This is a genomic window from Altererythrobacter sp. KTW20L (genome assembly GCF_023501975.1).
Classification (GTDB): Bacteria; Pseudomonadota; Alphaproteobacteria; order Sphingomonadales; family Sphingomonadaceae; genus Alteraurantiacibacter.
This window is the reverse complement of record NZ_JAMFLH010000007.1, coordinates 178,133-202,664: the sequence shown is the minus strand read 5'-3', so window position 1 is coordinate 202,664 and position 24,532 is coordinate 178,133. Positions and strand designations below refer to the sequence as shown.

The following is a 24,532-nucleotide window of genomic DNA, read 5'->3' as shown; positions in this document are numbered from 1 at the left end:
CCAACGATGGCAATGCCGACATCGGCGGCACCTTGGCAGTGGCCGGAGCCACCACGCTGAACGGTGCGACCACGGTCAACAACACCCTCAACGTGACCGGCCAGACCACCACGGCGGGTATTGCCAACACCGGCAATATCACCAACACCGGCAACATCACTACGGCCACGCTGAACACCACCGGCAATGCCGCGGTGGGCGGTGCCCTGGCAGTGACCGGCGCGACCACCACCAACGGCATCACCAATGCTGGCGGCCTGACCAATTCCGGAGGTATGACCAACACCGGCGGTCTTTCCACCGATACGCTGGCGGTGAGTGGTGCAACGACGACCACCGGCATCACCAACACCGGCAATATCGCCACCACCACCCTGTCAACCACGGGCAACGCCTCGGTAGGCGGAAACCTGGCGGTTGTCGGCACGACGACGATGACCGGTGCCCTGACAGCGAATGGCGGGGTCTCCACCACCACGCTGAACACCAGCGGCGATGCCACCGTGGGCGGCGATACCACCCTCAACGGCAATGTCGCGGTGATCGGCGACTACAATACGGTTGGCGGCGACATCATCACCGTGAACGGCTCCATGCAGGCGGGATCGGTGACGGTGAACAGCGGCGGCAGCAACCGCATCAGCGGCCTGGCCGATGGTGCGCTGTCAGCGGGGTCGACCGATGCAGTGACCGGAAGCCAGCTGTTTGCCACCAACCAGGCAATCACCTCGTTCAACACCCAGCTGGCGGCGACCAATGCGCTGCTGAGCGATACGATCTTCGATCTCGACCGGGTCGAGCGCAAATCGTACCAGGGTGTGGCGATGGGCTTTGCCTCCAGCGCGGCTCCGCTCAACCTGTCGAACGGTGAAGGCGGCATGTCCATCTGCGCTTCCTGCTCGCGCCCCCATTTGAGCGCGGCAGATTTCGTGGGGAAAGTGGCATTGCGGGCAGCATAGCCCTTGCGGCGGACTTGGACGCACCAGCCGCCTTTTCGCTTGGTAATTGACGCCATTTTTAGCTCCGTGTGATCAGAGTGTGATCGGAGCCGCGCAAGGGCATCAGTTAGGGGACACCTTCTGCATCGAAGGGTCCGCTAACAACATGAATTTCCAAGGAAACAATGTGGTCGGGGAGAGAGGATTCGAACCTCCGGCCCCTGCCTCCCGAAGACAGTGCTCTACCAGGCTGAGCTACTCCCCGACCGGACCTTCCTAACACAAGGTTCGGAGGCAGGCGCGAGCCTATAGAGAGCAAGATTTGCACATGCAAGGAGGTATTGGGGATAGGTGTGAACCCTTTGCTGCGCGGGGCTGGAAACGCGGGCAGGGCAGTGATAGCCCGCAGGGATGAACCAGCCGCCGCCACCCCAGCCGCCGTTATCAGCGCCCGACCATCCCGAACAGCAGTACCTGGCCCTGATGCGCCATATCTGGGAGCAGGGCGACGAGCGGATGGATCGCACAGGCGTGGGGACGCGTTCGGTATTTGGCGCGCAATTGCGGTTCGACCTGTCGGAAAACCGCATTCCCCTGCTCACCACCAAGCGGGTATTCTGGAAGGTCGCTGCGCGCGAGATGCTGTGGTTCCTCACCGGCGACACCAATATCCGTGCGCTGCTGGAACAGGGCGTGACAATCTGGAGCGACTGGCCGCTGGCGAAATTCCGCAAGGCCAGCGGCGAGGATATCAGCCAGCAGGCCTTCGAGGCGCGTATCGTGGCCGACGAGGGCTTTGCCCGCCTCTGGGGCGAACTGGGCCCTGTCTATGGCAAGCAGTGGGTCGATTGGCCGACCTATGAATATGGTGCCGACGGCAAGTACACCCGTGGCCCAGGGATCAACCAGGTGGCGCAGGTGGTGGAAAGCCTGCGGTGCAATCCTGGCAGCCGCCGCCACATCATCGAGGGGTGGAACGTGGCAGAGCTTGACCGCATGGCCCTGCCGCCGTGCCACAAGACCTACCAGTTCCATGTTTCCGGCAACCGGCTGAGCTGCATCCTCTACCAGCGCAGTTGCGACGTGGCCCTGGGCCTGCCGTTCAACCTCGTGGGGGCCACGGTGCTTACGCGGATGATCGCCCAGCAGGCGGGATACGAGCCAGGCGAACTGGTGTGGATGGGGGGCGATACGCACCTTTACCTGAACCACGCGCACCTTGTGGAAGAACAGCTCGGGCGTGTACCGTCGGGCGATCCGAAGCTGCTCCTCAAGCGCCAGCCCGCCAGTATTTTCGCTTATGCGATCGAGGATTTTGACGTGCAGGACTATGCCCCGCAAGGCGTGATCCGTGCGCCGGTGGCGGTATAGGGCAGGCTTTTTTCACAGGCGCCGAACAGCCGGTTGACAGCCTGTTTCACCTGCCTTAGATGCGCCTCTCCCAAGCGGTGCTATCGCAAATATACGCGGGTGTAGCTCAGTTGGTTAGAGTATCGGCCTGTCACGCCGAGGGTCGCGGGTTCAAGTCCCGTCACTCGCGCCACTTGGGAAAATTCGGATAGACACGGCGCTGTTGCTGACCCTTCGGGGTTCAGCCCCAGCGCCCTGTCTCCATCCAGATCAGGAAGCGCCTGAGCGGCAGCAGCCAGGCCACGCCCAGCACCAGATAGATCACGGTCTGCACCAGCACGTGGGCCTGCCCGATCCATTGCGAGGCCCACATCACCACGCCGGCATAGATGCCGATTCCCGCCAGCAGGGCCAGGATGCCTACGGGGATGCGCCAGGTCGGTTCCTTGCGCATCAAACCGACACCTCGAATGGCCCCAGAATGCGGGTGGGGGTGATGATTGCAGCGAGCGGCATGTCATGGTCCTCAACCGGCAGGTCATCCACTTCCTGAACGTCCCACGCCATGCCGATGGCGATTGTTTCGGGATGGGCGGCCAGCCAGCGGTCATAGAATCCGCCACCCTGACCCAGCCGGTCACCGCCTGTGGTAAAGCCCAGCAGCGGCATGAACAGCACCTGCGGCACAATTTCAGGAAGGTCGGCGGCCGGCTGGCGCAGGCCGAGCGGGCCATCGACGAGGTCGCTCTCGCCATAGGGATCTGTGTGCAGGTGGAAGGTCATGGGCCGGTCCAGCGTGGTCACGCGGGGCAGGGCGACCGGGTGGCCCAGTTCGGCAAAGAATTTCGTATAGGCAAAGGCCGGTGCCTCGCCCGGATCGGCGCGGTAGAGGCCGATGGTTGCGCCTTGGGGCACCATGTCGAGCACCGGGCGCGGCGGGCGGGCGAAAACCAGCGCGCTCACTGCGGGCGGCAGGGCGGCGGCATGGGCGCGGCGGCGGGCGCGCAGGTCCTTGCGCAGGGCGGCTTTGCGGGCGGCGATATCGGTCATGCAACGATCCCTAGCCGTTCGTGTCCGGCTGGGCCAGAAGCCAAAAGGCGGTGGGGTAGCGGAACCACCATGGGTCGTTTGCCTGGAGATCCACTGACGCCTGACGTCAGGTGGGCGCCGTATATCCCGGACCAGGGTCCAGGTAGGGACAGCTCCCTTGGATTTTGCTTATAGCCTCAGGGATGTTCAACAGCTCGTTCCGGGCAGTCCCGCTGCGACCTATTTAGGCGCTCCCGGCCGATCTCTCAAGCTGCGTTGCAAGAGATTCGAGTCGCTCGGCCAGATTCTCCAGCGGCGCGGCATGATCGGGCGCGTTTGCCGGGGCAGCGACCTTGGCTTGAGCCTCGTGCAGCTCGTCGGCCAGCAACAGGGCGGCAAACAGCAGGGTGCGTGGTTCCGACTGGCCTGTCATGGCCGGCATCTTGGCCAGCTTGGCATCGATTGACCGACCGAGCATCTCGATATGCGCTTCCTCGCCCGCAGCACAGGCGATGGTGTAGCGGCGGCCCGCGATGTCGAGATTTACGTTACTCATGCGTCCAGAGTCTCGATAAGGCTGTCGATCTCGGCCAGGGCGGCCCAGGCCTCCTGCCGCAAGCGCTCGTGCTTTTGCGCCAGGTCGCTGGCGATGGGAGCCGGGGACGGGGTGGGCGCGGCAGGGGGACGCGTGGCAGGCACCTGCCTGGCGGCGGCCTCGATCCTTCGTGCCGCCGCTTCGATCCGGGCCATAACCCTTGCGATGCGTTCCTGCTCCATGCTGTCGCACCTATCAAAAGCGTCCAATTGCGGCAAAGTCTTGACCGGCGAACCTGTGAATAAGCTGCGAGACGTTCAAATGGTAGGGCAGGCCCCCAACCCGGCGTGCTTGACGCACGCGGCCCCGCTGCCCAATGAGCGGGCATCCGAATCGTGATCTGACCTACGCTGGAGTCTCCCCATGAGCCAAGACGCCGCCCGTTTCACCGAGATGGCCAATGCTATCCGGGCGCTGACCATGGACGCGGTGCAGGCCGCTAACATCGGCCACCCCGGCATGCCGATGGGCATGGCCGATGTCGCCACGGTGCTGTGGTCCGATTACCTCAAGTTCGACCCGGCCGATCCGCACTGGCCCGATCGCGACCGTTTCGTGCTGTCGGCGGGTCACGGCTCGATGCTGATCTACGCGCTGCTGCACCTGACCGGCTATGACCAGCCGACGATGGATGACATCCGCAATTTCCGCCAGCTCGGCAGCCCTTGCGCCGGACACCCGGAAAACTTCATGATCGAAGGGGTGGAATGCACCACCGGTCCGCTGGGCCAGGGCCTGGCGATGGGCGTGGGCATGGCCATGGCCGAGCGCCACCTCAACGCCCAGTTCGGTGACGAGCTGGTCGATCACAGGACCTGGGTGATCGCGGGCGATGGCTGCCTGATGGAAGGCATCAACCACGAGGCCATCGGCCTTGCCGGACACCTGAAGCTCGGCAACCTGATCGTCCTGTGGGACGACAACCAGGTTACCATCGACGGCAAGGTCTCGCTGTCCTCCAGCGAGGATATTCCCGCCCGCTACCGCGCCACCGGCTGGCACGTCTGCGAGTGTGACGGGCACCATCCCGCCTCCATCCGCGCCGCACTGGATGAAGCCGTGGCCGATCCGCGCCCCTCGCTGGTCGCCTGCAAGACGGTGATCGGCAAGGGTTCGCCCAACAAGCAGGGCACCAGCGGCGTGCACGGCGCTCCGCTTGGGGCCGACGAGATCGCTGCCGCCCGGATCGAGCTGAACTGGCCGCACGAGCCGTTCGTGGTGCCGGACCAGGTATTGGCCGACTGGCGTGCGCTGGGTGCCCGGGGCGGCGAAAGCCATTCAGCCTGGCAGCAGCGCCATCGCGACAGCGCCAAGGCGGCCGATTTTGATTCCCGCTTCCAGTCGATTGCCGACAAGGCCGGTCCGGCGCTGGAAAGCTACATCCGCGAGCTCGCCGCCAACCCGCCCAAGGTCGCCAGCCGCAAGGCGAGCGAAATGGCGCTTGGCCCGCTGACCGAAGCCCTGCCGCAACTGCTCGGCGGTTCGGCCGATCTGACCGGATCGAACAACACCAAGACCAAGGCCACCGCGCCGTTCACGGCAGAGAGCTATGACGGGCGCTATGTCTATTACGGCATCCGCGAATTCGGCATGGCGGCGGCGATGAACGGCATGTTCCTCCACGGCGGGATCGTGCCCTATGGCGGCACCTTCCTGATCTTCAGCGACTATTGCCGCAACGCCATCCGCCTGTCGGCCCTGCAGCACGCCGGCGTGGTCTATGTGCTGACGCACGATTCCATCGGCCTTGGCGAAGATGGCCCGACCCACCAGCCGGTGGAACAGGTGATGAGCCTGCGCCTGATCCCCAACCTCCAGGTGTTCCGCCCGGCCGATGCGATCGAGACCGCCGAATGCTGGGCGCTGGCCCTGCAGACGCCGGAAACGCCTTCGGTCCTCGCCCTGTCGCGCCAGAACCTGCCGCCGGTGCGTGGCGAGGAGGATGCGCAGTGGACTGCGGCCAGCAACCGTTCGGCCAAGGGCGCCTATCGCCTGAAGTCCTCTGCCGCTGCGCGCAAGGTCGTGCTGGTTGCCACCGGCTCGGAAGTGGCCGTGGCTCTGGACACCGCTGCGGCCCTTGAAGCCCAGGGGATCGGGGCCGATGTGGTCTCCATGCCCTGCCAGGAACTGTTCGGCGCGCAGGACGCAGCCTACAAGGCCGATGTCCTTCCGGCTGATGCCATGATCGTCTCGATCGAGGCGGGCGTGACGCAGGGCTGGGAACGCTACACCGGTCTGAATGGCCTCAACGTGGGGCTGGACAGCTTCGGCGCATCCGGTCCGGCAGAAGTGCTGTTCGACCATTTCGGCTTTACCGCGGACAAGATCGTGCCGCGCATCCTTGCCAAACTCGGCAACTGATCAGGAGACAGGTTCCATGACGACGAAGGTAGCCATCAACGGTTTCGGACGCATCGGCCGCCTGGTCGCCCGTGCCATCCTCGAGCGCGACGACCACGACCTTGAGCTGGTAGCGATCAACGATCTGGCCGACACCAAGGCCAATGCCCTGCTGTTCGGCTTCGACAGCACCCATGGCCGCTTCCCCGGCACGGTCGAGGTCGATGGCAGCAACCTGGTGGTCAACGGCAAGACCATTGCGGTCACCAGCGAACGCAACCCGGGCGACCTGCCGCACAAGGCGATGGGCGTGGATATCGTGCTGGAATGCACCGGCTTCTTCCAGTCGCATGATGCATCCAAGCCGCACCTCGATGCAGGTGCCAAGCGGGTGCTGATCTCGGCGCCGGCCACCGGCGTTTCGGCCACGGTCGTCTATGGCGTGAACCACGATATCCTGACGGCGGACGACGTGATCGTGTCCAACGCCAGCTGCACTACCAACTGCCTGGCTCCTGTCGCCAAGGTGCTGCACGAGCTGGTGGGGATCGAGCGCGGTTTCATGACCACGATCCACTCCTACACCAATGACCAACGTATGCTCGACCAGATGCATTCCGACATGCGCCGTGCGCGCGGCGGGGCGCAAAACATGATCCCGACCACCACCGGCGCGGCCCGTGCGGTGGGCCTGGTGCTGCCCGAACTGAAAGGCAAGCTGGATGGATCGTCGGTCCGCGTGCCCACGCCCAATGTCAGCCTGGTGGATCTGGTCTTCGTGCCTGGCCGCGACACCAGCAAGGACGAGCTCAACGCCGCACTGAAGGCTGCTGCCGACGGTGCCATGAAGGGCGTGCTCGACTATACCGATAAGCCGCTGGTCTCGTCTGATTTCAACCACCATCCGGCCAGCTCCACCGTGGACAGCCTCGAAACCTCGGTGATGGAAGGCAAGCTGGCCCGCGTGGTATCGTGGTACGACAACGAGTGGGGCTTCTCCAACCGCATGATCGATACTGCCGGGGTGATGGCGAAACTGATGTAACGTGAAGTTGCCCTCCCGCCTTCGGGAGGGGAATCTGGAGTAAGGCCATGGCTTTCAAGACCCTCGACGATATCGGCGGCGATCTCACCGGCAAGGTGGTGCTGGTGCGGGTGGACCTGAACATGCCGATGGCCGACGGCGCGGTAACCGACCTTACTCGCGCCGAGGCGGTTGCTCCGACCATCTTGGAGCTGGCCGATAAGGGCGCCAAGGTGCTGCTGCTGGCGCATTTCGGCCGCCCCAAGGGCGCGCGCAATTCGACCATGTCGCTGTCGATGGTGCAGGGCGCGGTCGAAGAGGTGCTTGGCCGCGAGGTCATGTTCATTCCCGAACTGGCCGGTCCGGTTGCCGCCCAGGCGATCGACATTCTGCGCCCCGGCGATGTAGGCCTGCTGGAGAACACCCGCTTCTGGCCGGGCGAGGAGGCCAACGACATCGAACTGGCCCGCAGCATCGCGGTCAATGCGGACCTCTATGTCAACGATGCCTTCTCCGCCGCACACCGCGCTCACGCCAGCACCCATGCGCTGGCGCAATTGCTGCCGGCCTATGCCGGACGATCGATGGAAGCCGAACTGAAGGCGCTCGATGCGGCCCTCGGCAATCCCGAAAAGCCCGTTGCCGCGGTTGTGGGCGGAGCCAAGGTCTCCACCAAGCTGGCCGTGCTCGAACACCTGGTGGGCCGGGTGCAGCACCTGATCATTGGCGGCGGCATGGCCAACACCTTCCTCGCCGCGCGCGGGGTCGATGTCGGCAAGAGCCTGTGCGAGCATGACCTTGCCGCCAAGGCCGAGGCTATCATGGACGCGGCCGATGCCAGCGGCTGCATCGTCCACCTGCCCTATGACGTGGTGGTGGCAAAGGAATTCGCCGCCAACCCCGCTTCGCTGCGCACCTGCAACGTGCACGAAGTGGCGGCGGACGAGATGATCCTCGATGTCGGCCCGCAAGCCACCGTTGCCTTGGGCGACGTGCTCAAGACCTGCCGCACACTGGTGTGGAACGGCCCGTTGGGAGCCTTCGAAATCCCGCCGTTCGACACCGCCACCGTGGCGCTCGCCCGCACGGCTGCGGCACTGAGCAAGGAAGGCTCGTTGGTGTCGGTGGCAGGCGGCGGTGACACCGTGGCCGCGCTCAACCATGCGGGCGTTGCGGGCGATTTCTCCTATGTCTCGACTGCGGGGGGCGCCTTCCTCGAATGGATGGAAGGGCGCGAACTGCCCGGCGTGGCGGCGCTGACCGCCTGATCCTGCCTGTGATGAGGCCGATTGGCACCCGCGCAGCGCTCGGCTAAGGGGCGGGGCATGACCCAGTGCCAGCTCTATCTGATTTCACCCCTTGAAGTGGGTGGTGACTTTCCCGAACGCCTCATCCGCGCCCTCGATGCAGGAGAGGGGGTGGTCGCCGCCTTCCAGTTTCGTGTGAAGGAACTTGATCAGCACGAAGCGGCGCGCCTCGCCGAACCGTTGCAGGCCATCTGTGCCGAGCGGGATGTGGCCTTTATCGTCAACGATTCGGTGGCACTGGCCAAGCGTATCGTTGCCGATGGCGTGCACCTGGGGCAGGGCGATGGCAATGCAAAGGAAGCGCGCGAGATCCTGGGCCGCGAGGCGCAGATCGGCGTCACTTGCCATGCCAGCCGCCACCTCGCCATGGAAGCGGGCGACAATGGCGCGGACTATGTGGCCTTCGGTGCGTTCTTCCCCAGCACGACCAAGGCGAGCGAGCACAAGGCCGAAGTCGACCTTGTCGAATGGTGGTCCGGCCTGTTCGAGATCCCCTGTGTCGCCATCGGCGGCATCACCCCTGCAAACTGCCGCCCGCTGGTGGAGGCAGGCGCCGATTTCCTCGCCGTGTCGGGCGCGGTGTGGAACGGTGACGAGGCGGCAACCGTGGGGGCCTTTGCCGAAGTGCTGAGAGCCTAGCGTTCCCGCCAGAAGCAGCGCAGCGGCCCCGGCTCGCCGTTCTCGATCTTGCGCAGGAAGGTGGCCGAAATGATGCGGTACTGCGTGCCGTTGCGCGGGCCGCTGCTCATCGTCACCACATTGCCGCGCCTGAGGTAGGTTCCGTCACCCTGGGCCGAGCGATAGCGGCTGGCGCTGGCGATACGGAAATCCTCGTCGGGCTGGCGGATTCCCACCTGACCCCCCGCATCGCCGGGCAGTTCGCACATATACTGCCCGCGTTCGATCGTGCCGATCTGGCCCTGGGCGAAAGCGGGAAGCGCCAGGGCGGCAATCGCCGCAGCGCCAAGGATAAGCGTCAGTCTCATCCCGCAGCCCTTAGCACCACTGGCTTGCAAGGTCATGAACGATTGCCGCCCTTGCCCAAATGGCCGCTTGGGGCTAGGGCGCGCGCTACCCGAAATTCCCCGACTTTACGAAGGCCCGTATCCCATGAAGATCAGCGGCGTTGATATCCGTCCCGGCAACATCCTCGAATACGAGGGCGGCATCTGGAAGGTGTCCAAGATCCAGGCCACCCAGCCGGGCAAGGGCGGGGCCTATATGCAGGTCGAAATGAAGAACCTGCAGGACGGCCGCAAGACCAACGTCCGCTTTCGCAGCGCCGACACGGTGGAGAAAGTCCGGCTCGACACCAAGGACTACCAGTTCCTCTATGAAGACGGCGAGATGCTGGTGTTCATGGACCAGGACACTTACGAGCAGATTACCCTGCCTTCGGACCTCCTCGGCGATGCCCGCGCCTTCCTCCAGGACGGCATGCAGGTGAAGCTGGAACTGTGGGATGAAAAGCCCATCAGTGTCGAACTGCCGACCACGGTGGAAGCCATGATCGTGGAAGCCGATGCCGTGGTGAAGGGGCAGACTGCCTCGTCCAGCTACAAGCCGGCGATCCTCGACAACGGGGTGCGCATCATGGTGCCGCCGCACATCGGCGCGGGCACGCGGATCGTGGTCGATGTCTATGAGCAGGCCTACGTCGGCAAGGCGGGCTGATCCTACATGGCTGTACTTTCAGGTTTGATCCGCGTGATGGAAAAGGCTGCCCGTAAGGCGGGTGGCCGGCTGCGGCGCGATTTCGGGGAGGTCGAACACCTCCAGGTCTCGCGCAAGGGCCCGTCCGATTTCGTCAGCCGCGCCGACCAGGCGGCGGAACGCACGATCTATGACGAACTGCTGGCGGCGCGGCCCGACTGGGGCTTCCTGATGGAAGAGGGTGGGGAGATTGCGGGTGACCCGACCAAGCCGCGCTGGGTGATCGATCCGCTCGATGGCACCAGCAATTTCCTCCACGGCATCCCGCACTTCGCCATTTCCATCGCCGCGCAGGAACCCAAGCTCGATGGCTCGGGCTGGGGCGAGGTGACTGCGGGCGTGGTCTACCAGCCGATTACCGACCAGACCTTCTGGGCCGAGAAGAGCCGCGGTGCCTGGCTGCACGATGCCCGCCTGCGGGTGTCCGGGCGGCGGCATCTGGACGAGGCGCTGATCGCTACCGGAATGCCATATCAGGGACACGGCAACTTCGCTGAATGGGTCAAGGTCTATGCGGCGCTCGGTCCGCAGATCGCGGGCATCCGCCGCTTCGGCGCGGCCTCGCTCGATCTGGCATGGGTCGCTGCGGGCCGCTTCGACGGGTTCTGGGAAAGCGATCTCGCGCCGTGGGATACGGCCGCAGGTTGCCTGCTGGTGCGCGAGGCGGGGGGCTTCGTGACCGACTATCGCGGGCGCTCGCTGCCGATCTGCGACAAGCAGATCATCGCCGGTAATGATCCGCTGCACTCGCGGATGCACAAGATCATGGCCGAAGCGCTCAAGGCCTGATCCACCTGATTTGCTTGAACCTGAGCTCATGCCCCGCTAACCGGCGGGAACAAGGCCCCTGTGGCGGAATTGGTAGACGCGCTCGACTCAAAATCGAGTTTCTTTGAAGTGCCGGTTCGAGTCCGGCCAGGGGTACCACGCCTTTTACTGCATCGTGATCGTCGCACTTGATCTCCGGCACCGTTCGATGAAGCCGGAGCAAGTGCAGCTTTGATACCCTGGAGGTGAGCGGAACCTTGCTTGAATTGCTGGTCCCTGATTACCGTGCCTACATTGGACTGGCGCTGTTGGTTGCTACCTTCGTTGCCTTTGCAATGGAGCGGCGGCCTCCCGTGGTAATAGCGGTGCTGGGCGGCTTGGTGATGATGGTCCTGGGCTTCCTGACGACCGGTGAACTGCTGTCGGTGTTCAGCAATACCGCGCCCATTACTATTGCTGCCATGTTCGTTCTCAGCGGGGCCTTGTTGCGGACCGGTGCGCTGGAAGCCATCTCCGGCTGGGTTGTTCGCCGGACCATGCGCAGTCCCCGCTTGGCGGTGACCGAGATCGGAGCGGGCACCATGCTGGCTTCGGCATTCATGAACAATACGCCCGTGGTGATTGTGATGATTCCGATCATCCAACGCCTTGCCCGCGTGCTGGGCGTGGCAGCCACGCGCCTTTTGATCCCACTATCCTACATCTCGATCCTGGGCGGCACTCTGACCCTGATTGGCACCTCCACCAATCTCCTGGTGGATGGGGTAGCCCAGCAGCAAGGTATGGCCGCGTTCGGAATTTTCGAGATCAGCATTGTCGGTTTGGTCAGCGCCACCGCAGGTCTGCTGCTGCTCCTTGCTACGGGCACGTTCCTGTTGCCCGATAGGGCAGCGCACGGCTTGACGGAGCGGGGCGAAAGCGATTCCTACCTCTCGCACCTACAACTCAATCCCGACAGCTTGCTGGTCGGCCAACTGGTTGGGCAGTCCGAGTTTTTCCGGCGGCCGGGCATTCGCCTGATCGGCATCCAGCGCGGAAAGGAAATCGAGCGGAGCGGCTTCGAGGAGTGGGAACTGAGCGCGGGCGACCAGCTGATCGTTGCCGCCAGTCCTGTCGAATTGGCGTCGCTGGCCGAGGCACACGACTTCCGGACAGGCCTTACCGGCGTTGGCGGTGGTATTGCGACATCCGGGGCGGATCGCCCCAAAGACCTCCAGCTGGTGCAGGCGGTAATATCTTCTTCCCATCCGATCATCGGACGGCGCCTTGCCGACATCCCCTTGCTGTCGCGCCTCAATGTCAGGGTGCTAGGCTTGTCTCGTCCCCGACATGTGGCCGGTCCCGATCTGGCCAATGTGCGCGTGAGGGCGGGGGACCGCCTGCTGATCGCTGCCGGGACCGACGCTGCGCAGGCGCTGCAGGCAAATGTGGGGCTGGCCGATGTGGCCGAAGCGCCGATCCGCGCTTTTCGCCGCCGCAAGGCCCCTATCGCCATCGCTGCCCTGGCAGGAGTTGTCCTGCTGGCAGCCCTGCTCGGCTGGCCGATCGAAGGACTGGCATTGGCGGCCGTGGGAATTGTCCTGCTGTTCCGCTGTCTTGAACCGGAAGAAGCCTGGGAATCGATCGACGGCAACACGCTGGTGCTGATTTTCGGTATGCTGGCCTTCGGCAAGGGGCTGGAAAACGCCGGCACCGTCAATCTGATTGTCAGTTCCATCCAGCCTTACCTGGCCCAGATGTCGCCCCTGCTGCTGGTCGTCACGGTCTACGCCGTATCCAGCCTGCTGACGGAAACGGTGACCAACAATGCGGTGGCAGTCATCATGACGCCGATTGTCATTGCGTTGGGAGGCGTGCTCGACATCGATGCGCGGCAACTGGTGGTAGCCGTGATGTTCGGTGCCAGTGCCAGTTTTGCGACACCGATCGGCTACCAGACCAATACGCTGGTATATGGTGCGGCCAACTATCGCTTCATGGATTTCGTTAAGATAGGCGTGCCGATGAACATTGTCGTGGGTCTGGCTGCATCTTGGGCCATCATCACCCTGCTCTGATCCGCCAGGGCTCTTTGCTAAGCTATTCCTGCCGCGGAAGCTGCCCGCTGCGGCGGCGCGAGGCGGCTTCCATGACTGCCGCTGCCCTCCGCCGCTCGGCATCGTCAGTGATCCCGGCATCGCGCAAAGCCTGGAGCAAGGCCTCCAGTTCTTCGTCACTCAGCGAATTGAGATAGGCCATGGTGAAGCCTGCGTTCTCGGAATTGGCGGGCGGGAGGTCGGTGCCGACGACCGGTTGCATGTAGCGGCTGCGATTCACGCTCCCCCCGGTGCGGATCCCCGCTTCGGAGCCGAAACCGCCGCTGCCGCCGGAATCGACAAGCTGCGCCTGGCCATAGGCCGGGGTGGCTGCCGGGCGAGGGGCAGGAGTGGCCGTGGCATTTGGTGCGGCAGCAGCGGATCGCACCGGTTCCTCGCCCTCGTTGCCGCCAGCTATAAAGGCCAGGCCCAGGGCGAGGACAATCGTCACCGCAGCAAAGTGCCGGTACAACTTGGCCGTGACCGGGGGTTTTCTGATCTGTGCCATGAGCCTGCCATTATAGCCAAGGCGTTAACCTTGCGCTGGTTGATCGTGGTTAATACGAGCTTCCCCAGCCACCGGTATTCGCCCTGCCGGAACTGTCACGGGAGCCAACGGTTGTTGCCCGATAGAGCCGGGAGAACACCATGAGCGAAGAACGCATCACCGAGATCCACGACGACGATGGCGCGACCCACACCCACACCACGATCGTCCGCGATCCCGCCCCCGAACGGCGCGGCTCCATGGGCTTTATCTGGCTGATCCTGCTGGTGGCGATCATTGCCGTGGCGGCGCTGGTGATCTTCAACCAGATGGGCACCGCCGAAGTTGCCAAGGACAATGCAGTGGCCGGGGCTGCTGCCGAAGTTGGCACTGCCGCCAGCCAGGTCGGCGATGCTGTTGAACAGGGTGTCGATAACCTGACCGAGTGATTGGGAGCGTCAGGCCTGCCCTGTTGTAAAGTTTACCGACATTTCACCTCTGGCCGCTAATCCTCGCGGCCATGATCCGGTTGTTCAAACATTATGTGCCGCATGCTGTCCTGCTGCTGGGGTTGATCGACTTCGTCCTGCTGCTGCTGGCGACGAACATTGCCTGGACGTTCCGCGCCGCGCAGATCGGCATGGACGCGGAGCCGCTGGTCGAACGTGCCCCGGTAATTGCCGGGATTGCTGCTGTGACGCTGGCAGCAATGATCGCGGTCGGCGTGTTCGGGCCGGATTCACTGCGGTCGCTGCGGTTCGCCGCGGCACGGCTGCTGGTGGCGCTAAGCCTGTCGGTGCTGGGCCTGGCATTCCTCGATTTCCTGCTGCCTGGCCACACGTTCTGGCGCTCGATCCTGCTCTATTCCATGGGCCTTTCGCTGGCCTTCCTGATGCTGAACCGCATGATTGTAGGCGGTATCCTGGGAAATTCGGCATTCCGCCGCCGGGTGATGGTGCTGGGTGCAGGGCCCCGGGCGCAGCGCATCCAGAAGCTGGGCGAACGGCCAGAGAGCGGCTTTGTGGTGGTCGGCTTTGTCGGCATGGGGGCGAACAATCCGGTGATCGAGCAGGCGATCCAGCGCAGCGCCATCGATGACCTGCAGCGCCATGTCGCCAACCTTGGCGCAAGCGAGGTGGTGCTGGCGCTTGAGGAACGGCGCAATGCCCTGCCCCTGAAGGACCTGTTGCGCATCAAGACGCTGGGCGTCCACGTGAACGACTTTTCCAGCTTCCTGGAGCGCGAGACCGGGCGGGTCGATCTCGACACGCTCAACCCCTCGTGGCTGATCTTCTCCGACGGTTTTTCTTCCAGCCGCATGTTGTCGGGCGCGATGAAACGGGTGTTCGACATTGTGGCGAGCCTGTTGCTGCTGGTCCTCAGCTTCCCGCTGATTGCGCTGTTCGCCCTGGCGGTGAAACTGGACAGCAAGGGGCCGGCCTTCTTCCGCCAGCGGCGCGTGGGGCTCTATGGCCAGACATTCACGCTCATCAAGCTGCGCTCGATGCGCACCGATGCGGAAAAGGATGGGGCGCAGTGGGCGCAGAAGTCCGATCCACGTGTCACCCGCGTGGGCAGCCTGATCCGCAAGCTGCGGATCGATGAGCTGCCGCAGGTCTGGACCGTGCTGAAAGGCGAGATGAGCTTTGTCGGCCCGCGGCCCGAAGTGCCGCAGTTCGTGGACGATCTGGAAGAAAAGCTGCCCTATTACGCCGAACGCCACATGGTGAAGCCTGGCATCACTGGCTGGGCACAGATCAACTATCCCTATGGCGCATCGATCGAGGATTCGCGCCACAAGCTCGAATACGACCTCTACTATGCCAAGAACTACACGCCGTTCCTCGACCTGCTGATCCTGCTGCAGACCCTGCGGGTGGTCCTGTGGCCCGAAGGTGCGCGATGATGGAACTGGTCTGGCACTATGCGGCGCAGGGGTCTCATATCCTTGCCGCCTGCGGGGCGATCATCCTCGCCCTGTGGCATGCTTCGCATCGCGAGGCGGCGGGATCGCTGCTTGCCAAGGTCAACCTGGCGCTGGCCCTGAGCGCGTTGTGGGCGCTGGGGACGGTCTCCCTGGGGCCGCAGAACGAGCTGGTGCAACTGGGGATCAGTGCCACTTACCTCGCCTGGCTGTGGTTGCTGTTCGGCCTGTTCGCCCATGACAGCCGCGACACCACGCTCAAGCCGATCCGCCCGGTGGTCTATGCCCTGGCCTTTGTCGAATTTGCCCAGATCGCGCTCACGCTCGTGCGCATCCAGTATGCCGCGCCGCCTGCGACCTATGACCTGATCCTCACCTTCGCGGTGACGTTCCGCCTGCTGTTCTGCATCGGCGCCCTGGTGCTGGTGCACAACCTTTATGCCGGGGCCGCGCAGCAGGCGCGCTCTTCCCTGCGCTGGCCGGCTGCCGCGCTGGCCTTGCTGTGGCTGTTCGACCTCAATCTCTACACCATCACCTATCTTGCCCATGCCTTCCCCATGCCGCTGGTGGACCTGCGCGGGTTGGCCATGGTCGTGTTAGTGGCTCTGATGGGCTATGGCACGGTGCGCAGCCAGAGCGAGCTGCGGTTCCAGCCATCGCGCAGCTTTGCCTTCCGTTCGTTCTCGCTGGGCGTAATCGGTGGCTACCTTGTGCTGATGGTGCTGATCGCCCAGGCGATTGCCTATGCCGGCAGCGACTGGTCGCGCGTGCTGCAGGCGGTCTTCGTGCTGATGGCGACGGCACTGGTCCTGGCGCTTATCCCGTCCAAGAAGGTGCGCGGCTGGCTGCGGGTGACCGTGGCGAAAAACCTGTTCCAGCATCGCTATGACTATCGGGCCGAATGGCTGCGCTTTACCGATACAATCGGCCGCGCCGGACCCCAGGCCGCGCCGCTGCCAGAGCGTGCGGTCCAGGCCGTGGCCGATATCACCGACAGCGCCTCGGGGCTGCTGCTCACTCCGCGCGAGGAGGGCGGGCTGGCCATTGCCGCGCGCTGGAACTGGCCGCAGATCGAAGTACCCGCGCCCGCAATGGACCTGGCCGGTATGCGGTTCTTCGAGGAGAGCCAGTTCATCCTCGATCTCGACGATATTCGCGCCGGACGTACCCAGGATATCCCGCCCGCCGCCATTCCCGGCTGGCTGCTGGCGGATGACAATGCCTGGGCACTGGTCCCGCTGCTCCATTTCGAGCGGCTGGTGGGCGTGGTCGTCCTGTCGCGCCCGCCGATCGCGCGGATGCTCGACTGGGAGGACTTTGACCTGCTGCGGGTGATCGGCCGCCAGCTGGCGAGCTATCTGGCCGAACAGACCAGCCAGGATGCGCTGGGCGAAGCGCAGCGGTTCGACGAATTCAACCGCCGCATTGCTTTCGTGATGCACGATATCAAGAACCTTGCCAGCCAGCTTTCGCTGCTGGCGCGCAACGCCGAGATCCATGCCGACAAGCCGGCCTTCCGGGCCGACATGATCCTGACGCTGAAGAATTCGACCGACAAGCTGCAAGGGCTGCTGCACCGGCTGGGCCGCTATGGCGGGCAGGGCCACGGGCCGCTGGCGATGTTCGAGCTCGACCAGGTGCTGGCAAAGGTGGCGCGGCAATATGAGGCGCGAGACCAGCTGGTCCTCCTCGACCGCGATGCCTGCACCGTGCGCGGCGATGCGGAGGGGCTGGAACAGGCGCTGGTCCACCTGGTGCAGAACGCCATCGAAGCGAGCGGCGAGGGCGCGCCGGTGTTCCTCGATATGCGGACCGACGGCGCCAACGCGGTGATCGAAGTGGTGGATTCGGGTTCGGGCATGAGCCCGGAATTCATCCGCACGCGGCTGTTCCGACCGTTCCATTCGTCCAAGCAGGGCGGCTTCGGCATCGGCGCTTTCGAGGCACGCGAACTCGTCCGCGCAATGGGCGGGCGGCTCGACGTGGAATCGCGCGAAGGCATCGGCACGCGTTTCCTCGTGCGGCTACCGCTCGCCACCACAACCCACATGATGACAGCAATCAATGACAGCACGGACAGCGACACGTCCGGCACATCCGCGGAGGTCGCATGAAGACGAACGCCAAACCCAAGCTCCTGATCGTCGAGGACGACGAGGGCCTGCAGGCCCAGCTCAAATGGGCCTATGACGATTTCGAAGTTGTCATCGTGGGCGACCGCGACAGCGCCATTGCCGCCTTGCGGGCTGAGGAACCCGCCGTGGTCACGCTGGACCTTGGACTGCCACCGGATCCCGATGGCACGACCGAGGGCTTTGCCGTGCTCGATGCGATCATGGCGCTGAAACCCGATACCAAGGTGATCGTGGCCAGCGGCCATGGTGCGCGGGAATCCGCGCTCAATGCCATCGAACGCGGGGCCTATGATTTCTACCAGAAGCCGGTTGATATCGAACAACTGGGCCTGATTGTGCGGCGTGCCTTCAACCTGCACCAGATTGAGGCGGAGAACCGGCTGCTGGCTGAGCGGACGGGTGAGGGCAACCGCGTGCTGGGCCGGATGATCACCGCCGCGCCCGAGATGGTGAAAGTGGCGCGCACCATCGAGCGCGTGGCCAACACCAATGTCTCGGTCATGTTGCTCGGCGCCAGCGGCACCGGCAAGGAACTGCTGGCGCGCGGGCTGCACGATGCCAGCGACCGGCGGAACGGATCGTTCATCGCCATCAACTGCGCGGCGATTCCGGAAAACCTGCTGGAAAGCGAACTGTTCGGCCACGAGAAAGGCGCGTTCACCGGCGCGGTCAAGACCACCGAAGGCAAGATCGAGCTGGCCAATGGCGGCACGCTGTTCCTCGACGAAGTGGGCGATATCCCGCTGCCGCTGCAGGTCAAGCTGCTGCGCTTCATCCAGGAGCGGGTGATCGAACGGATCGGCGGGCGCAAACAGATCGATGTCGACACCCGAATCGTCTGCGCCACACACCAGAACCTCGAACAGATGATCGGCGCAGGCACCTTCCGTGAAGACCTGTTCTATCGTCTGGCCGAAGTGGTCATCAAGGTTCCCTCGCTGGCCGAACGGCCGGGAGATGCGGTGCTGCTGGCCAAGGCCTTCCTCAAGCGCTTTTCCGAGGAGATGAACCCGTCGGTCAGCGGGCTTGCTCCCGACGCCCTGGCGGCAATCGATGGCTGGCCGTGGCAGGGCAATGTGCGCGAGCTGGAAAACCGGGTGAAGCGCGCGGTCATCATGGCCGATGGCAAGCTGGTGACGGCGGCCGATCTTGACCTGGGCGCAGACGAAGAGGGGGCTGGCGTGCTCAACCTCAAGAGCGCACGCGAACAGGCCGACCGCAAGGTGATCCGCCATGCCTTGGCCCGCAGCGAGGGCAACATCTCGAGCTCGGCCAAGCTGCTCGGGATCAGCCGGCCAACCCTGTATGACCTGCTCAAGCAGTATGACCTGCAAGCCTGAACGTCTCCTTGTTGCGCTGTTGCTGGGTGCGGCTGTGCTGGCCGCTCCGCTGGCGGCTGCGCCGGGCGATGACGCCATTGCCGAAGCGCTGGAGGCGCTGGAGCGCGGGGATGGCGTGGCGGCCGAACTGGCGGGCAAGCGCGCGTTGGAGGAGGGCGCGCCGCGCGCCGCGGTGGCTGCGTTGGTGGGCGAGGGCGAGCTGTTGCAGGGCGATTTCGCCGATGCCCGGCAATGGCTGGGCGAGGCGGACTTTTCCGCCGAGACCCGCGCCCGCGGGCTCCATGCGCTGGCCCGGCTGGAAGTGTCGGAGGAAGACTTCGCCGCTGCCATCGCGGCCTATGAACAGCGCCTGGCCCTGGGCGGTGAAACCGCGCCGCTGTGGGTCGATATCGGACGCATGCGCTACCGCATCGGCGATCACCAGCTTGCCCTGGAAGCGGCACGCCGCGCGGTGGAACTGGACGGGGAAGACCCGCGCGCGCTCGAATTCCTTGCCCAGTTGACCCGCGATGCAGAGGGCCTGCGCGCCTCGCTGCCGCTGTTCCGCCGGGCGCTGGAGCTGTCGCCCGACGACGTGGAGCTGATGGGGCACTATGCCGCCACGCTGGGCGATGCGGGCGAAAATGCACGAATGCTGGTGGTGGTGCGGGCGCTGCTGGAAGAGGACGACCGGGCACTGATGGGATTTTTCCTCCAGGCCGTGCTGGCGGCGCGGGCGGGTGAGGATGATCTGGCGCGGCGCCTGTGGTGGCGCACCGGGGGCGTCTATGATGCTACTGCCGTGGGGCTGACGGTCACCGGCATACTCGAATACCGGTCGGGCAATCCGGCAGTCGCGGCGGAAAAGTTCAATGAACTGCGCCGCCTCCAGCCGTTCAATGACACTGCACTGCTGATGTATGCCCGCGCTCTGGTGGCCAACGGCGAAGCGAACGTGGCGATTGCCCTGCTGGAGCCCCATGCCCAGCGCCCCGATGCAACGCCCTATATGCTGCTCCTGGCAGCCCGCGCGCACGAGCAACGGGGAGAGCGCGACCGGGCCGGGCAGTATCTCGACCGGGCAGCCCGGCTCGCCCGTGCCTCGGCCAATCCGCTACCTGCCTTTCTGCCGCGCGATGGATCGGGGCGGATAGAATTTCCCGAGAACCCGGTGCTCCAGATGCGCCAGATGCTGTCCGAGGGTCGTGCCGATGAGGCTGGTGCCATGGTGGCGGGCTTCCTCGGGCAGTTTGCCGGTTCGGCGGACCTGCAGGTGGTGGCAGGCGACGTGGAGCTGCTGTCCGGCAACAATGCCGCAGCGCTGGAGCACTATCGACAGGCGGGTACGGTCCGCGCCGACTGGCCGCTGGTGCGGCGGATGGTCGCGGCCCTGGCGGCAGAAGGGCAGGGAGCCGATGCGCGCAACCTGCTTGCCGCCCACCTGGCGCAGAACCCGCGCCAGCAACAGGCCGCCGCCCTGCTTGGCCGGATGCAGCGCGACGCGGGTAATCCGGCGCGCGCCACCGCGCTGCTGCGCTACGCCGCGTCCATAGGGGTCGGACCGCGCGATCCGCTGCTGCTGGCAGACCTTGCGGAGATGGAGGCCCTGATCGGCAACCCTGACCGGGCGCTGGACAGTGCCGCCGCCGCCCACACGCTCCAGCGCGGCAATGCCCGTGTGGCGCAGGTGTTCGGACGGATCAATGCGATGGCGGGGAACGAGGCGGCATCTGCCGTCCTGCTGGGCAAGGCGGCGGGCAGGGGGATTGCGCCCTCGCAGTAATTCCATCTGTTGGCGAGTGCCTAGACAGCCTGCCTTTCCCACGCCACTGCAAGCCAATGCTCGCTCGCCTGCTCGCTCCGTTCGATCCGCTGGTCCGCCTGCTGCTGCTGGCGATCCTCCTTGCCTCGGTTCTGCCGGTAACGGGGGAGGGGCGGGTGATTGCGCGCGGCATATCGGATGGTGCGATCTTCCTGCTGTTCCTGCTCAACGGCCTCCGCCTGCCCCGGGCCGAGGTGCTGGCGGGGATCGGCAACCTGCGCTTCCTGCTGCCACTGATGGGCTGGTGCTTCATCGGCATGGGCGCGGCGGGCTGGGTGCTGGCCAAGCTGGGCGCGGGCGTGCTGCCCGAACAGGTGGCACTGGGGCTGCTGTTCCTCGGCGTGCTGCCGTCCACCGTGCAATCGGCCACGGCCTATTCTTCGCTGGCGGGAGGCAATGTGGCCGTGTCGGTGGTGGCCGCCGCAGTGATCAACGTGGCGGGCGTCTTCATCACCGCGCCGCTGCTGGCGCTGCTGGCCGGTACTGCTGCGGTCGATATCGACCTTGGCGCGCTGGAGCGTATCGCGCTGATCCTGCTGCTGCCATTCGTGCTGGGGCAACTGGCGCAAGGGTTTGCCGGTAAGTGGGTGAAGGACCATCGCCCGGTGGTGACCTGGATGGACCGCATCGCCATCGCCATTGCGGTCTATGTGGCGTTCTCGGGCGCGGTGGAGCAGGGTCTGTGGAGCCTGGTAGGCCCTATGCAATGGACCGTGCTGCTGGCGCTGGTGAGCCTGTTCCTTGCCATCGGCTTTGGCGGATCGTGGCTGCTCGGCGGCGCATTGGGCCTGGCGCGAGCGGACCGCATATCGTTCCTGTTTGCCGGAGCACAAAAGAGCATTGCCCTTGGCGCGCCGCTCGCCGCGGTGCTTTTCCCGCCTGCCGTGGCAGGTCTGCTGCTATTGCCGGTGCTGGTCTATCACCTGCTGCAACTGGTGCTGTCGGCCCCTCTCGCCAAGCGATTGGGGCACAGAGCTTAGGGGATGGCGGGCCTAGCCGGCCAGCTGTTGCTGGCTTTCCACCACCTGCTCGCGCCGCTTGTGGCGTATCGACCACCACAGGCTTAGCCCGATCAGCACCGCACCGATCAACCCGGTGATCGCTTCGGGAATATGCCACACCGCCGAAGTGAGCATGATCCCGCCCAGCACGATGATCGCCCAGAACGCGCCGTGTTCAAGGAAGCGATACTGCGCAAGCGTGCCCTGGCGCACCAGGTGCACCGTCATCGAGCGCACGAACATCGCCCCGATCGACAGGCCGATGGCGATCACGATCATGTTGTTGGACAGGGCAAAGGCACCGATCACCCCGTCGAAACTGAACGAGGCGTCGAGCACTTCGAGGTAGAGGAAGCCGCCAAGACCCGATCGCACGACCATGCCGCTGGCCTTCTTCGCCTGTTCGCGCAGATCGAGCCATGTGCCCAGCGCATCGACCGCAATGAAGGTGAGCAGGCCGGTCAACCCGGCGGTGAGGAAAGTCAGGGCATCGGCATCGGGCAACAGCGAGGATATGCCCCACAGCACCAGCAGCAGCAGGCCGATCTCGATCGATGGCAGCGCGGAAACCTTGGTCAGCTGCTGTTCGATAGTGGCGATCCAGTGGACGTCCTTGTCGGCATCGAAGAAGAACTTGAGACCGACCATGGCCAGGAACGCACCGCCAAATCCGGCAATACCCACATGGGCGCCCGAAACGATCCGTTCGTATTCGGCCGGGTTGTTGAGTGACAGGTCAATCGCGGCCATCGGTCCGATCCCGGCGGCCACGGCCACGATTGCCAGCGGGAACACGATCCGCGTGCCGAATACCGCGATGGCAATGCCGTAGATCAGGAAGCGGCGCTGCCACACCTCGTCCATTTCCTTGAGGATCGAGGCATTCACCACGGCATTGTCGAAGCTGAGCGAGATTTCCAGGATCGAGAGGATCAGCACGATCCACAACAGCTGCAGCGTGCCGCCAAGCGTGCCGGTGCTCGCCACGCCATACCAGATGGCAAGGCCGAAGCAGATGAGCATGAAAACGATCGAGAAGGTATAGTAGCGCAGCAGCGTGGCCATGCGGAATTATCCTGTGGTGTGGCGCGCCCGCTAGGCCAGCGCGTGATCGAGCGCAAGCCTGCCCTAATTGCCTGGGAGCCGCACTTATTTCGGCTGGTAGGTCTGGTCCGGTCCGGGGAACGTCCGGTCGCGCACTTCGGCGGCATAGGCCTTCACCGCGCTCGCGATGCTTTCGGCGATATTGTCGTAGCGCTTCACGAACCGCGGCACGCGCTCGAACATGCCCAGCATGTCGTCGGTCACCAGCACCTGCCCGTCGCACCGGGCCGAAGCGCCGATGCCGATGGTGGGGCAGGATACGGCTTCTGTCACCGCGATGGCGATGGGTTCGACCACGCCTTCGACCACGATGGCAAAGGCGCCCGCATCGTCCAGCGCCTTGGCGTCGGCCATGATCTTGTCCGCCTCGGCATCGCTGCGGCCGCGTGCGGCATAGCCGCCCAGCACGTTGACCGCCTGCGGGGTGAGGCCGACGTGGCCCATCACTGGAATGCCGCGTTCGGTCAGGAAGGCCACGGTCGGCGCCATGGCCGCGCCGCCTTCCAGCTTCACGCCCGCCGCGCCGCTGGCTTTCAGCAGGGTGGAGGCGCTGGCAAAGGCCTGTGCGGGCGATTCCTCGTAGGAGCCGAACGGCATGTCCACGATCACCGCCGCATGGTACGATCCGCGCACCACCGCCGCGCCGTGCAGTGCCATCATGTCGAGCGTGACCGGCACGGTGGAGGGCAGGCCATAGATTACCTGGCCCAGCGAATCCCCCACCAGCAGCATGTCGCAATGGGCATCGAGCAATTGCGCCTGCCGCGCGGTGTAGGCGGTCAGCATCACGATCGGTTCGGCAGTCACGCCATCCTGCTTGCGGGTGCGGATACCCGGCACGGTCAGCCGCTTCATCGGCTGGGGCGTGGGATTGGCGCGGCTGGTCGATGTGTCGAGGTTGAAGGTCGTGGACATGCGCCCTTCTAGTGGGCGGACCTGCTGCCAGCAAGCCCGCCCGCCATGGCAGGTGTCAGAGCAGCGTCTCGGTATGCTCGGCCTTCGCATCGTCCCGGGTGTCAAAGCCCAGCAGCATCTTCATGTTATCCACCATGCCGAGGTCGCTGTTCCAGATCTCCGCTGCGCCCAGGTCCATCCGCAGCATCAGCAGGTTGGGATCGTCCTGGCCGCCGGGGAACCAGGCATCCATCATCGGGCTCCATTCCATTTTGCGGCGTTCCTTGCTGTACTCCTCGGTCAGCATGCCGGAAAAGCGGGCGAACAGCTGGTTGTCCTTGGCGCTGAAGGTGGCCGTGGCCGGGCCCATCTTGGCCAGCGGATGGTCCTTGGTGGTGAAGAACCAGATCTTGCCTGTCGCATCCTTGTCGAGCTGGGCGGTCATCGGCACGGCCGAGTGCGGCTCGCCATCGCGGCCAAGGAACACGAAGGGGCTGTCGGCCAGCGCCTTCCAGAATTTCTGCTTCAGTTCGGCGTCAGTGCTCATGGGGTATCTCCTGTTGGGGTATGGTGCGGCAACGAGTGTGGGGGCTGGCTTGTTCCGGCAGGGCACCACGGCCAAAGTACCGTTGCCAAGTGCGATCGATGAGAACATAAATAGAACATCGGAGCGATTCGCATGGACCTTTCTTCTCTTCCAAGGGCAT

General features: G+C 64.7%; 24 protein-coding genes and 3 tRNA genes. 17 read left to right on the top strand and 10 right to left on the bottom strand.

What is annotated here, in order from left to right; all coding sequences use genetic code 11:
• Positions 1-959, top strand: a 959-nt coding sequence (locus tag M3P36_RS09200; RefSeq protein ID WP_502798372.1) for a beta strand repeat-containing protein, incomplete at its 5' end; no start/stop codon positions are given.
• A gap of 167 nt (positions 960-1,126) precedes the next feature.
• On the opposite strand, the gene M3P36_RS09195 is transcribed toward M3P36_RS09200, so the two are convergent.
• Positions 1,127-1,203: transfer RNA gene (locus tag M3P36_RS09195), tRNA-Pro, on the bottom strand.
• 146 nt (positions 1,204-1,349) lie between these two features.
• Here M3P36_RS09195 and thyA point away from each other — a divergent pair.
• Together thyA and M3P36_RS09185 are read left to right on the top strand one after the other, a co-directional pair.
• Complete coding sequence (thyA, locus tag M3P36_RS09190; RefSeq protein ID WP_249702957.1) at positions 1,350-2,309, top strand: thymidylate synthase; 960 nt, start codon at positions 1,350-1,352, stop codon at positions 2,307-2,309.
• 95 nt (positions 2,310-2,404) lie between these two features.
• Positions 2,405-2,481, top strand: a tRNA-Asp gene (locus M3P36_RS09185).
• A gap of 48 nt (positions 2,482-2,529) precedes the next feature.
• Here the strand turns inward: M3P36_RS09185 and M3P36_RS09180 are convergent.
• The 4 genes from M3P36_RS09180 to M3P36_RS09165 form a co-directional block, all read right to left on the bottom strand.
• Positions 2,530-2,742 (bottom strand): DUF2842 domain-containing protein, encoded by a 213-nt coding sequence (locus M3P36_RS09180; protein WP_249702956.1) that lies wholly within the window; start codon positions 2,740-2,742, stop codon positions 2,530-2,532.
• Entirely contained in the window at positions 2,742-3,338 is a 597-nt protein-coding gene (locus M3P36_RS09175; RefSeq protein WP_249702955.1) for a 5-formyltetrahydrofolate cyclo-ligase, read from the bottom strand. Before M3P36_RS09175 ends, M3P36_RS09180 begins: the two co-directional genes overlap by 1 nt.
• Before the next feature lie 223 nt (positions 3,339-3,561).
• The gene (locus M3P36_RS09170; RefSeq protein WP_249702954.1) at positions 3,562-3,873 is read right to left on the bottom strand and encodes a cell division protein ZapA; all 312 of its coding nucleotides are present in this window, start codon (positions 3,871-3,873) and stop codon (positions 3,562-3,564) included.
• Complete coding sequence (locus M3P36_RS09165; protein ID WP_249702953.1) at positions 3,870-4,094, bottom strand: hypothetical protein; 225 nt, start codon at positions 4,092-4,094, stop codon at positions 3,870-3,872. Before M3P36_RS09165 ends, M3P36_RS09170 begins: the two co-directional genes overlap by 4 nt.
• A gap of 181 nt (positions 4,095-4,275) precedes the next feature.
• Between M3P36_RS09165 and tkt the strand changes: the two genes are divergently transcribed.
• The 4 genes from tkt to thiE are packed head-to-tail and all read left to right on the top strand — an operon-like array spanning position 4,276 to position 9,222.
• Positions 4,276-6,273: a transketolase gene (gene tkt / locus M3P36_RS09160; RefSeq protein WP_249702952.1), complete on the top strand. Its 1,998-nt coding sequence runs from the start codon at positions 4,276-4,278 to the stop codon at positions 6,271-6,273.
• Positions 6,274-6,289: 16 nt separating this feature from the next.
• Positions 6,290-7,297, top strand: a complete 1,008-nt coding sequence (gene gap, locus M3P36_RS09155) for a type I glyceraldehyde-3-phosphate dehydrogenase (RefSeq protein ID WP_249702951.1) — start codon at positions 6,290-6,292, stop codon at positions 7,295-7,297.
• A gap of 47 nt (positions 7,298-7,344) precedes the next feature.
• Positions 7,345-8,544: a phosphoglycerate kinase gene (locus tag M3P36_RS09150; protein WP_249702950.1), complete on the top strand. Its 1,200-nt coding sequence runs from the start codon at positions 7,345-7,347 to the stop codon at positions 8,542-8,544.
• 57 nt (positions 8,545-8,601) lie between these two features.
• Positions 8,602-9,222, top strand: a complete 621-nt coding sequence (thiE, locus tag M3P36_RS09145; protein WP_249702949.1) for a thiamine phosphate synthase — start codon at positions 8,602-8,604, stop codon at positions 9,220-9,222.
• Here the strand turns inward: thiE and M3P36_RS09140 are convergent.
• The gene (locus tag M3P36_RS09140) at positions 9,219-9,569 is read right to left on the bottom strand and encodes a hypothetical protein (RefSeq protein WP_249702948.1); all 351 of its coding nucleotides are present in this window, start codon (positions 9,567-9,569) and stop codon (positions 9,219-9,221) included. The two genes, thiE and M3P36_RS09140, sit on opposite strands and share 4 nt — an antisense overlap.
• 124 nt (positions 9,570-9,693) lie before the next feature.
• Here M3P36_RS09140 and efp point away from each other — a divergent pair, with 124 nt between their 5' ends.
• From efp to M3P36_RS09120, 4 genes are all read left to right on the top strand, one after another.
• Complete coding sequence (efp, locus tag M3P36_RS09135) at positions 9,694-10,257, top strand: elongation factor P (protein ID WP_249702947.1); 564 nt, start codon at positions 9,694-9,696, stop codon at positions 10,255-10,257.
• Between the two features lie 6 nt (positions 10,258-10,263).
• Complete coding sequence (locus M3P36_RS09130) at positions 10,264-11,085, top strand: inositol monophosphatase family protein (RefSeq protein WP_249702946.1); 822 nt, start codon at positions 10,264-10,266, stop codon at positions 11,083-11,085.
• Between the two features lie 54 nt (positions 11,086-11,139).
• A tRNA-Leu gene (locus M3P36_RS09125) sits at positions 11,140-11,223 on the top strand.
• An 86-nt stretch (positions 11,224-11,309) separates the two neighbouring features.
• Positions 11,310-13,121: an SLC13 family permease gene (locus M3P36_RS09120; protein ID WP_249702945.1), complete on the top strand. Its 1,812-nt coding sequence runs from the start codon at positions 11,310-11,312 to the stop codon at positions 13,119-13,121.
• Positions 13,122-13,143: 22 nt separating this feature from the next.
• Here M3P36_RS09120 and M3P36_RS09115 read toward each other — a convergent pair whose 3' ends face one another.
• Positions 13,144-13,647 carry a hypothetical protein gene (locus M3P36_RS09115; protein ID WP_249702944.1) on the bottom strand — a complete coding sequence of 168 codons (504 nt, stop codon included), beginning with the start codon at positions 13,645-13,647 and terminating at the stop codon, positions 13,144-13,146.
• A gap of 140 nt (positions 13,648-13,787) precedes the next feature.
• Here M3P36_RS09115 and M3P36_RS09110 point away from each other — a divergent pair, with 140 nt between their 5' ends.
• The 6 genes from M3P36_RS09110 (at position 13,788) to M3P36_RS09085 (ending at position 21,806) form a co-directional block, all read left to right on the top strand.
• Positions 13,788-14,075, top strand: coding sequence for a hypothetical protein (locus tag M3P36_RS09110; RefSeq protein WP_249702943.1), 288 nt, complete (start codon positions 13,788-13,790; stop codon positions 14,073-14,075).
• Between the two features lie 71 nt (positions 14,076-14,146).
• On the top strand, positions 14,147-15,532 hold the full coding sequence (locus M3P36_RS09105; RefSeq protein ID WP_249702942.1) for a TIGR03013 family XrtA/PEP-CTERM system glycosyltransferase: 1,386 nt from the start codon (positions 14,147-14,149) through the stop codon (positions 15,530-15,532).
• The gene (gene prsK, locus M3P36_RS09100; protein ID WP_249702941.1) at positions 15,529-17,664 is read left to right on the top strand and encodes an XrtA/PEP-CTERM system histidine kinase PrsK; all 2,136 of its coding nucleotides are present in this window, start codon (positions 15,529-15,531) and stop codon (positions 17,662-17,664) included. The genes M3P36_RS09105 and prsK overlap by 4 nt, the downstream gene beginning before the upstream one ends.
• Entirely contained in the window at positions 17,661-19,025 is a 1,365-nt protein-coding gene (gene prsR, locus M3P36_RS09095) for a PEP-CTERM-box response regulator transcription factor (protein WP_249702940.1), read from the top strand. The genes prsK and prsR overlap by 4 nt, the downstream gene beginning before the upstream one ends.
• A complete protein-coding gene (locus tag M3P36_RS09090; RefSeq protein ID WP_249702939.1) occupies positions 19,009-20,787 on the top strand; it encodes a tetratricopeptide repeat protein in 1,779 nt (592 codons plus the stop codon). Before prsR ends, M3P36_RS09090 begins: the two co-directional genes overlap by 17 nt.
• Before the next feature lie 56 nt (positions 20,788-20,843).
• Positions 20,844-21,806, top strand: a complete 963-nt coding sequence (locus M3P36_RS09085; protein WP_249702938.1) for a bile acid:sodium symporter — start codon at positions 20,844-20,846, stop codon at positions 21,804-21,806.
• Positions 21,807-21,818: 12 nt separating this feature from the next.
• On the opposite strand, the gene M3P36_RS09080 is transcribed toward M3P36_RS09085, so the two are convergent.
• The 3 genes from M3P36_RS09080 to M3P36_RS09070 form a co-directional block, all read right to left on the bottom strand.
• Positions 21,819-22,892: a DUF475 domain-containing protein gene (locus M3P36_RS09080; protein ID WP_249702937.1), complete on the bottom strand. Its 1,074-nt coding sequence runs from the start codon at positions 22,890-22,892 to the stop codon at positions 21,819-21,821.
• 84 nt (positions 22,893-22,976) lie between these two features.
• Positions 22,977-23,846: a 3-methyl-2-oxobutanoate hydroxymethyltransferase gene (gene panB, locus M3P36_RS09075; protein WP_249702936.1), complete on the bottom strand. Its 870-nt coding sequence runs from the start codon at positions 23,844-23,846 to the stop codon at positions 22,977-22,979.
• 55 nt (positions 23,847-23,901) lie between these two features.
• The gene (locus M3P36_RS09070) at positions 23,902-24,372 is read right to left on the bottom strand and encodes a pyridoxamine 5'-phosphate oxidase family protein (RefSeq protein WP_249702935.1); all 471 of its coding nucleotides are present in this window, start codon (positions 24,370-24,372) and stop codon (positions 23,902-23,904) included.
• Positions 24,373-24,532: the final 160 nt, after the last annotated feature.

Bases quoted from the DNA above. Each gene is read 5' to 3' on its own strand.
- thyA (WP_249702957.1), top strand. From the start codon at position 1,350: ATGAACCAGCCGCCGCCACCCCAGCCGCCGTTATCAGCGCCCGACCAT.
- M3P36_RS09180 (WP_249702956.1), bottom strand. From the start codon at position 2,742: ATGCGCAAGGAACCGACCTGGCGCATCCCCGTAGGCATCCTGGCCCTG.
- M3P36_RS09175 (WP_249702955.1), bottom strand. From the start codon at position 3,338: ATGACCGATATCGCCGCCCGCAAAGCCGCCCTGCGCAAGGACCTGCGC.
- M3P36_RS09170 (WP_249702954.1), bottom strand. From the start codon at position 3,873: ATGAGTAACGTAAATCTCGACATCGCGGGCCGCCGCTACACCATCGCC.
- M3P36_RS09165 (WP_249702953.1), bottom strand. From the start codon at position 4,094: ATGGAGCAGGAACGCATCGCAAGGGTTATGGCCCGGATCGAAGCGGCG.
- tkt (WP_249702952.1), top strand. From the start codon at position 4,276: ATGAGCCAAGACGCCGCCCGTTTCACCGAGATGGCCAATGCTATCCGG.
- gap (WP_249702951.1), top strand. From the start codon at position 6,290: ATGACGACGAAGGTAGCCATCAACGGTTTCGGACGCATCGGCCGCCTG.
- M3P36_RS09150 (WP_249702950.1), top strand. From the start codon at position 7,345: ATGGCTTTCAAGACCCTCGACGATATCGGCGGCGATCTCACCGGCAAG.
- thiE (WP_249702949.1), top strand. From the start codon at position 8,602: ATGACCCAGTGCCAGCTCTATCTGATTTCACCCCTTGAAGTGGGTGGT.
- M3P36_RS09140 (WP_249702948.1), bottom strand. From the start codon at position 9,569: ATGAGACTGACGCTTATCCTTGGCGCTGCGGCGATTGCCGCCCTGGCG.
- efp (WP_249702947.1), top strand. From the start codon at position 9,694: ATGAAGATCAGCGGCGTTGATATCCGTCCCGGCAACATCCTCGAATAC.
- M3P36_RS09130 (WP_249702946.1), top strand. From the start codon at position 10,264: ATGGCTGTACTTTCAGGTTTGATCCGCGTGATGGAAAAGGCTGCCCGT.
- M3P36_RS09115 (WP_249702944.1), bottom strand. From the start codon at position 13,647: ATGGCACAGATCAGAAAACCCCCGGTCACGGCCAAGTTGTACCGGCAC.
- M3P36_RS09110 (WP_249702943.1), top strand. From the start codon at position 13,788: ATGAGCGAAGAACGCATCACCGAGATCCACGACGACGATGGCGCGACC.
- M3P36_RS09105 (WP_249702942.1), top strand. From the start codon at position 14,147: ATGATCCGGTTGTTCAAACATTATGTGCCGCATGCTGTCCTGCTGCTG.
- prsK (WP_249702941.1), top strand. From the start codon at position 15,529: ATGATGGAACTGGTCTGGCACTATGCGGCGCAGGGGTCTCATATCCTT.
- prsR (WP_249702940.1), top strand. From the start codon at position 17,661: ATGAAGACGAACGCCAAACCCAAGCTCCTGATCGTCGAGGACGACGAG.
- M3P36_RS09090 (WP_249702939.1), top strand. From the start codon at position 19,009: ATGACCTGCAAGCCTGAACGTCTCCTTGTTGCGCTGTTGCTGGGTGCG.
- M3P36_RS09085 (WP_249702938.1), top strand. From the start codon at position 20,844: ATGCTCGCTCGCCTGCTCGCTCCGTTCGATCCGCTGGTCCGCCTGCTG.
- M3P36_RS09080 (WP_249702937.1), bottom strand. From the start codon at position 22,892: ATGGCCACGCTGCTGCGCTACTATACCTTCTCGATCGTTTTCATGCTC.
- panB (WP_249702936.1), bottom strand. From the start codon at position 23,846: ATGTCCACGACCTTCAACCTCGACACATCGACCAGCCGCGCCAATCCC.
- M3P36_RS09070 (WP_249702935.1), bottom strand. From the start codon at position 24,372: ATGAGCACTGACGCCGAACTGAAGCAGAAATTCTGGAAGGCGCTGGCC.